We start from the raw sequence: 7,171 nt of genomic DNA, 5'->3' as shown, positions 1-7,171 counted from the left end.
GAGGTTGGTGGAAGAGCAGGCTGCTGGTAGCCCGTTCCATGAGCTATTGCGTTCCAGCGAGTTTCGCGAGGCTGCAGAATAGGTGCCGGGCCTGAGGCTCAAACTATCCAAGCTATTTCGTCGATTAGAGATGGCTAATCCATCCTCAATGACTAAGGGTCCTTGATCTACCTTGGAGTTTGATTCTGTTTCGACTGGTTAGATACGGACGCCCAGGGCATCGAGAGTTGGCGTGGTCATGGTCCCCGTGACCGTGATGCCGTAGGTCAGCTGGAACATGCGAAGCGCGGACTGGGTCTGGGGCGATAGGGTTCCATCAATAGCCCCTGGGTCGTAGCCCTTTGAATACAGCGCGGCTTGGACTCTCATGATGAGCAGCTTCAGCTGATCTGCATCTCGTCGTTCGCCGTCGGGCGCGGCCAGGGTGCTCGGTTGAAGCGTCTGGGCCTTGTGCATGCCGCCGCTGGTCGCGGACGGTATCGACTGCGAGCTTTGGTGCGTAACCGGGGAGCCACTCGAGGGCGCGCCCGACCGAGTCCGAGACGCTGGAGCTGTGTAAGTCGAGGGCGGCGGAGTGTAGGTGGATGGTGGTGGGGTATAGGTCGCCGGCGGCGTGTAAGACCTATACGAGCTTCCAGAGCCTGAGGAGTGCGACCGATGGGAGCTATGGGATCGATGCGAACTGTGGCTGCGATGACCGGCATACAGGTTGTGCCGGCCCGCGTTGAGCGAGGTGCTGAGCACGGTCGCATACTTGCTGTCCATATGCGCCAAGGTCGACAGGTCTGACGGGCCTTTGGGCGGCTCCGTTGCAAGGGCGCCGAGGGTGGCTCCCACAATCATGAGTGCGTTCGACATCGGTCAGGCGTCCAGAATGGGGGCTACAGCGCGGCTCGTCCAAGCCGGCGTCACCCAAGAGAAGAACCCGCCGCAACGCTCTTTGACGCTGCAAGTGCTGCAGGCGGACAGGTAGTCGTTCTTCCAGGTCGAAATGCTCTTGGCGGCGTGGCCCCAGAGGCTTCGCTCTATGGTGCAGAGCGGTAGGTTGTAGAGCGACACCGGGATGCCGGCCATATCCAGGATGTCGACGGCGTCCCTAAGTATTTCGGAATAGTCTGCAGGGTCGGCCCATAGATCGCGCTGGTGCGCCTTCGCGAACCCCACGGGCTCAATGCCCATGAGGGCCACGTGCTCCACGAAAGGCAGGTTCCGCCAAATGAAGCGAGCCAGCTGGGCCAGACGCTCAAACGTAGGCCGAACCAGCACCACGCGTATCTCCACGCGTTGCCGGGCGGCCTGGAGGGCGTAGAGGCCCCTCAACGTCTCTGCAAACGCCCCCTCACTTTGGACTACGTAATCGTGCAGTCCGTAGTGGTCACCGTACAGCGGGACCCCCCAGCTGAGGTTTGGATGCAGCCCATCGAACTTGGCGTGGAGCAAAGGGTCGCGAAGGCGCCCGTTTGAGAGAATGTGGACGTGGGTATCCGGAAGGGTCTCGGAACACCTCTTAACGACTTCGACCAAGCCATCTCCAAGGAGGGTGGGCTCGCCCCCGCTGATGGCCAACGACGGTTCGTCAGGGTCCACCAGCTCAACAAGGTCCAGCAACTGTCTAACTCGCCAGCCGTCCTCCACCTCACGGGGCGGCTGGGAGCACATCAGGCAGTAGCTGTTGCACCGCTCGGTGGCAAAGAGGACGTTGCCGTTGTCGCCGCGGCGGTATCGGACAGCAACCCGTTGCCGAATCGGATCCAGCTCTATGACGTCACCACTTTTGGTAATGCGCAAGTCGCCCTCGAGACTCACCCAGGGAACCGTGGCCGGCCACCCGTGGCCATCCGGTGGAAGCAGGGCGCCCCAAGGGAGGCCGAGCAGTTCCGTGGAGACGGCCAAGTCAGCTGTCGCCCGCAGATCGAGCGCCAGCCTTGAGGGCGGCAGACTTGAAGTTGAAAAATCCCTCAAGTCCACAACCTTCAGAAGTGGGGAGCCGGGTGACATTGGAACCCGCGCTTTCGTATCAAGCGGCTGCATCCTGCGCCTCCTCCATTTCGCCCTTGKGTGTCGCCCATGCCTCCATCAGTCGTTTCGTGTCCCGATCCGCCTTCTCGTAGCGCTCCAGAAGGAAGTCGAGCAGACCCATGTTCCTTTTACAGAAATCACTGGTGGGTCGATGACCCATCGGATCGCCCTGACGGGCGTAATGCTCGATCGGATCGGCGCCGCATAGGGGAACGTRGGCGCAGTCGGAGCACGTTGGCAGTGCCTCGGCGACGCCGGAATCGAGCAGGGTCGTCATTGCCGGCGAGGACAGCCAGGTGCTGACGGGTTGGGATACGTTGCCGATACAGAACGTGCGATCGCCCATGGCCGCAAGCATCCGAGCTTCGTCCGACGGGTAAACGCAGCCGTCGTAGTCGTAGATGATGGCACCCAGGCCGGCGCCCGACGGGGACCTCAGGTCCACGTAGCCATGGCCGAACGGCGAGAGCAATTGTGAGAGCAGCAGAGAGGCGTAAGTCTCATCGATGGGATAGCCCCCTCGGTTGACCGCCATGAGGTGCTCGAATGCCCGCTTGTAGAAGACAAAATAGTCTTCGGTTGTGTAGCCGGTTCTCGGGGCACTTTTAGTCGCAAAGCCATAGGGGCTCAGAGGCCTGAGCGAGATGGAGTGCAGGCCGAGCTTCCGATACTCATCGATGATGGCTTCGGGAACCTCCAGGCTCCGCTTGGTCAGGGTCGTAAGGGCCGACACCGCGTCCTCGCCGAGCCGACGCCGACCTAGATCGATCCCTTGGATGGTCCTCGCGTAGCTGTCGCGGCCTGGTCTGGGCCTGTTGGCGTTGTGGAGCCACTCCGGGCCATCCAAAGACGTAGAGAGCTTGAATCGGTGCTCCTCTAAGAAATCCAGCTGGGCTTCGTTCAAGTCGTGGAGCGTGGACGCCAGAACGAAACGCAGGCTCCGGTTCTCAAACCGATTGCGCTCGACGATGAGCAACGTAATGGCCTTCACCTGCTCGAAGTTGAGCAGAGGCTCGCCCCCTTGGAACTCAATGGTCAGCTCCTGGCTTGGCCACTCGAATAGCCGCTCTACGGCATGGCGAGCATGTGTTCCCGCCATGTCGAACTCGGTTGCGGTCGTCTGTTGGCGGGACACCTGGCAATAGCTGCAGGTGTGGTGGCAGCGCAAGGACACCACAAAGATGTGCAGGGCAGGTCCGCCCACCAAGTAGGACTTTCGGCTTCGGTATTGGCTGAGCAACGGGGCCAGCGAGCTTCGGCTTGTATCCGCAACGGCAAGGTGCCGGGCCTGCAAGTCTGCGAGCAACGGCGACTGGGCCGGAAGCTCATGGGAAACGAAGCGCTGCAGGTCCTCCATGCCCATGAGCAGCCAATCGCCCGCCATTGAGGAGACGAACGCCTTCTGAGGGTCCCACGGGAGCCGCCTGAAACGCATCGGCAGCAGTTGATAGCCCGGTGAAGGACTGAAGGCATCCTTTGGCCTGAATCTCACGGCACCACCGCGCCGGACGGCATCGCCTGGGTCAGTGCGGCGCGAACCAGCTCTTGCTGGAGGCCTTGAGTCTCAACACGCACCAGGGCGCGCAGGCGCTCATCCAGAAGGTCGTTGAAGAATTGTGCGCGCAATTCTTCCGCCGACACCGGACATTGCCGCGGCTGCAGAGCAACCACCAAGTCATTGCCTCGGACAAAAATCTCTACGGCGCAGCTTGCGGTATGGCGGTGGGCGGCCCTAGTGACCACCTCGTCGCTATACAAACTGCGATCAATAACAAACTCCGAGCGTTCCATTGCCCATCCCCCTGTGGATCGCGTAACTCTGCACCTGGGGTGGATGTTTGACAAGCGCCCAATGCGGGACGGGTAAATGAATGCGCGCCGAGGCGCGGTTAAGGTGGCGCTGGCTCGGCCGGCGAATATGAAAGACAACGTGTAGCCCTGAGTGAGAGCTCGTTTAGGTCACTTGCTTCGCCGCCGGTTCGAGCGCAGCTTATGGCCGTCACCAGCCGGTGACTGACCTGGAGAGAGGAATATGGCCAAGAACGAGAAAACCAGTCCGAAGGCAGCGACCGCAGCCAGCAAAGTCTTGAAGAGCGGCAGCACAGGCAAGAACTCCAAGACCGCCGCTGGCTCGGCTCTCAGTCAGGCCCCGGACAAGGGCAAGAAGAAGTAGCCACTAGGCTGGCCGTCCATCCTGGGCGGCCAGCACCTGGATCAGATCGAACGCTTCAATGTAGAGCAGCGGAGTCCTGCAGCTTCGCCTTGCCGACGACGCAAGCATCCTTTCGGATCTCGTCATCTGTGCGGCTCTGCTGGTGGATCAAAAGCGCGCCTAACAGTTCTGCGTCATCCAGTGTTTCCGCTGCAGCCAAGTAAACCAGCGCTGCGACACGCCGGCGGCGGCGTGCTTCTTCCTGACGCTGTGCTTGCTTGGCTTTGCTCGCTTGACGTTGTGATGCCAACAGCTCGCGCGCCTGAAGCTGGGCGAGCCGCTCGGTGGCCCTCTGGATGCGCTCATGGTAGTGATTGGTTGCGGTCATGGTGAATTCCTTCATGAGGTTGAAACCAGTCAACCAAAGAAGTTGGTGCCGTCAAGATCGCTCGCATCTGAAAATGTACGAACGTGCAACGCTCAATGAGCGCTCAAAAAAACATGCTTAAAAGAACAATGCAAGAGCGCACTTAGGTGTAACTCCGTTACACGTGCGCAAAGGGCTTCGCCCCTTGGACCCCAAGCGGATTCCCGCTTGCGAAGAGAAAAAACAAAAGCATAAAGACTCCGACCAATCACGGAGATCTCAATGGCTATCTACCACACCAGCGTCAAAACCTTCAGCCGTGCGCGAGGCCAGTCCGCCGTCGCAGCGGCCGCCTATCGCGGCGGCCTGCGCCTTAAGGACTTTCAGACAGGACAAGTGCACGACTATCGGCGCCGCGGTGGCGTCGTCGCAAGCAGCTGCCTGGGCCCTCCAGGAGCGCCGCCATGGGCCCTAATTCCAGGCGAACTCTGGCCCGCGGTCGAAGCGGCCGAGCGTCGCAAAGACGCAACGATTGCACGCGAATTCGAAGTGTCGCTGCCACACGAGCTCGATGCCGAACAGCGCAGTGAACTTGCTTGGGCGATTGCTGATGTGTTGGTAGCCCGCTATGAGTTCGTCGTCCAAGCAAGCATCCATTCGCCGCCAACCACTGACGGTGTGAACCACCACGTCCACATCCTGGCAAGCACACGACGGATCACCGGAGAGAGGTTTGGAGACAAGACCACAGAGCTGGATGGTGGGCCGACGGGGCGTATCGAGGTGGAGTGGGTTCGCGAGGCCGTGGCGTCCACGATCAACTCGCATCTGGAGGCGGCCGGCATCCGTTCCCGCGTGGACCATCGCAGCTTGGAGGAGCAGGCCCAGACAGCATTGTTGGACGGTGATCCGATACGGGCAACGCTGCTATCTAGGGAACCTACTCGTCATCAAGGAAAGGTCGCGACGGCGCTTGCCAGGAGAGGTCAGGCCACCCACGTTGAAGAGACCAATCTGTCGATTCAGCAGGAAAACGACCAAGAGTTCGAATCGCTGATCCACGACGCTGTGGCAGAGGGTCGGGCCATTGGACTTCCTCCCACGCACGATCACCGGGCAGCCCTCGCTGAGCGAGCCAAGCAGAAGTCTGCCGCGCCGTTCCTCGCGGTCGGCGATCTCAGGATTGAGGGAGTGATGGGCATTCGCCTACCTCCCATTGAGAACGGTGTCTTGGGGCCAGAGCGCCCCCCGAGGCAGTGGAACTGCCTCGAGTGGATTGATGTTGCACTGAGAGACCTGTGGGAGATTACCCAAGCCCGCGCTGATTTGGCTTTGGGCGTTGTTCGGGAGTGGCTTGCAGGTGTGCGCCGTCACGTGGTCCGCTTTGGTGACACCGCCCAGGCACGCCCCTTGGTCGCACCTGTTGCGGTCAAGATCCGCACGCTCAAGCAGGCGTTGCTGAGAAGGGGGCGGAGGGAGGGCGCGGTCCGGCGAGCAGACCGGCTTCACCACATGGCGCAGCAGCAGTGGGAGAGCTTCAACGCGGACCACCCACGAGAAGGGAGCCAGTGGTCGCCCAAGGAATGGGCCAAACGCCGAGAGAGGCGTCTGGCTGTGCTCGAGATGCGGTCCATCGAGTTGGCTAAGGCCCAAGAGATGGCGACTCAGCCGGCGCTGGACGCCGCCGAAAGAGACATCCTTCAACAAGCGTCGGAGTTGGCTCAGTCTTGCGGTGAGTTGCCCGTATTCGTGTCGCCATCGGTGCGCCGGGGCCCGCTGGTGCCTCGGCCTGGTCCGACATCGCGTCCGTCGGCGCCGCCGAGTCCATAAAGCGAGAGGCCCCGCAGTTGCGGGGCCTCTTCTTACTCAGTGCAGACCAGGTCGTCTGCCGAGCTTTGGCTTCGGACCGGGCATCGGCGTGTTGATCCTGCTGCTCCGCCATTGCTCCATTGATTCCGGCATTTCCGGTGGTGGGAGTGAGCGGTCAACGGGCATTCTCAGCGATGTGCCGGCTGCGGGCGGGGGAGTAAAGCCCCCTGGGGGCGTAGTCGGCCCCCACTGCCTAATCAGTTCGGCGGCGACATCCAAAGCATGCCGAACATCTACGTCCCGATCGTCGATGTCCCGACTCGACGTCTGAACCATGAGGGCGCTGAGCAATTGGCTGGCGATGTGGAGCTGTGTGTCGTGGTGCATAGAGCCTTCCTTTTCGTTAGTGGACGGCCCCATCCAAGCACCCATACCCATAGTCGCCAAATGAGAAATGAGAGGAATTTCACATATCTGAACTTCCAATTCGACCTTAGATCTCGCCCTTAGATGTATCTCCGCACCCGCAGCCATCGGGGCGCCTTGGGTCACGAGATCGTTGGCCAACGGTGCCGACACCGGGAGGCTTGGCCACCTGCAGGGCGGTACCAACCGTACTCAAGACTGGCTATGATCGAGGAAACATCCCAAGGAAACCTGCCGAAGAAGCTTTCCGCAACGGATAGAATCGGTTAGATCGGTGGTGATCCGATCCCACTCTCTCCGCCAATCAAGCATAAGTCATTGATTCTAAATGCGAATTTTTGATACGTCCTGATTGGTAGGCAGAAAGCATGCAGAGGCGACAATCGCATGCGCATCCC

At 60.7% G+C, this 7,171-nt stretch carries 7 protein-coding genes; 2 read left to right on the top strand and 5 right to left on the bottom strand.

The window, feature by feature from the left end; genetic code table 11:
- Positions 1–198 precede the first annotated feature (198 nt).
- The 4 genes from hxsA to AC1DR7_RS19685 all read right to left on the bottom strand — a co-directional run bounded on the left by hxsA (position 199) and on the right by AC1DR7_RS19685 (position 3,810).
- Complete coding sequence (gene hxsA / locus AC1DR7_RS19700; protein WP_478076636.1) at positions 199–765, bottom strand: His-Xaa-Ser repeat protein HxsA; 567 nt, start codon at positions 763–765, stop codon at positions 199–201.
- Positions 766–861: 96 nt separating this feature from the next.
- Complete coding sequence (hxsC, locus tag AC1DR7_RS19695; protein ID WP_478052296.1) at positions 862–2,031, bottom strand: His-Xaa-Ser system radical SAM maturase HxsC; 1,170 nt, start codon at positions 2,029–2,031, stop codon at positions 862–864.
- Complete coding sequence (gene hxsB, locus AC1DR7_RS19690; RefSeq protein ID WP_478076635.1) at positions 2,018–3,454, bottom strand: His-Xaa-Ser system radical SAM maturase HxsB; 1,437 nt, start codon at positions 3,452–3,454, stop codon at positions 2,018–2,020. The genes hxsC and hxsB overlap by 14 nt, the downstream gene beginning before the upstream one ends.
- A 53-nt stretch (positions 3,455–3,507) precedes the next feature.
- The gene (locus tag AC1DR7_RS19685; protein WP_478052348.1) at positions 3,508–3,810 is read right to left on the bottom strand and encodes a hypothetical protein; all 303 of its coding nucleotides are present in this window, start codon (positions 3,808–3,810) and stop codon (positions 3,508–3,510) included.
- Positions 3,811–4,051: 241 nt separating this feature from the next.
- Between AC1DR7_RS19685 and AC1DR7_RS19680 the strand changes: the two genes are divergently transcribed.
- A complete protein-coding gene (locus tag AC1DR7_RS19680) occupies positions 4,052–4,192 on the top strand; it encodes a hypothetical protein (protein ID WP_293983431.1) in 141 nt (46 codons plus the stop codon).
- Between the two features lie 55 nt (positions 4,193–4,247).
- Here AC1DR7_RS19680 and traD read toward each other — a convergent pair whose 3' ends face one another.
- Entirely contained in the window at positions 4,248–4,559 is a 312-nt protein-coding gene (traD, locus tag AC1DR7_RS19675) for a conjugal transfer protein TraD (RefSeq protein ID WP_457322189.1), read from the bottom strand.
- Between the two features lie 261 nt (positions 4,560–4,820).
- Here traD and AC1DR7_RS19670 point away from each other — a divergent pair, with 261 nt between their 5' ends.
- Complete coding sequence (locus AC1DR7_RS19670) at positions 4,821–6,368, top strand: MobA/MobL family protein (RefSeq protein ID WP_478076634.1); 1,548 nt, start codon at positions 4,821–4,823, stop codon at positions 6,366–6,368.
- The last annotated feature ends 803 nt before the right edge of the window (positions 6,369–7,171 follow it).

Source organism: Stenotrophomonas sp. P5_A9 (assembly GCF_056400525.1).
Note: the sequence above shows the minus strand (reverse complement) of the source record. Positions and strands in the feature narration are given on the sequence as shown.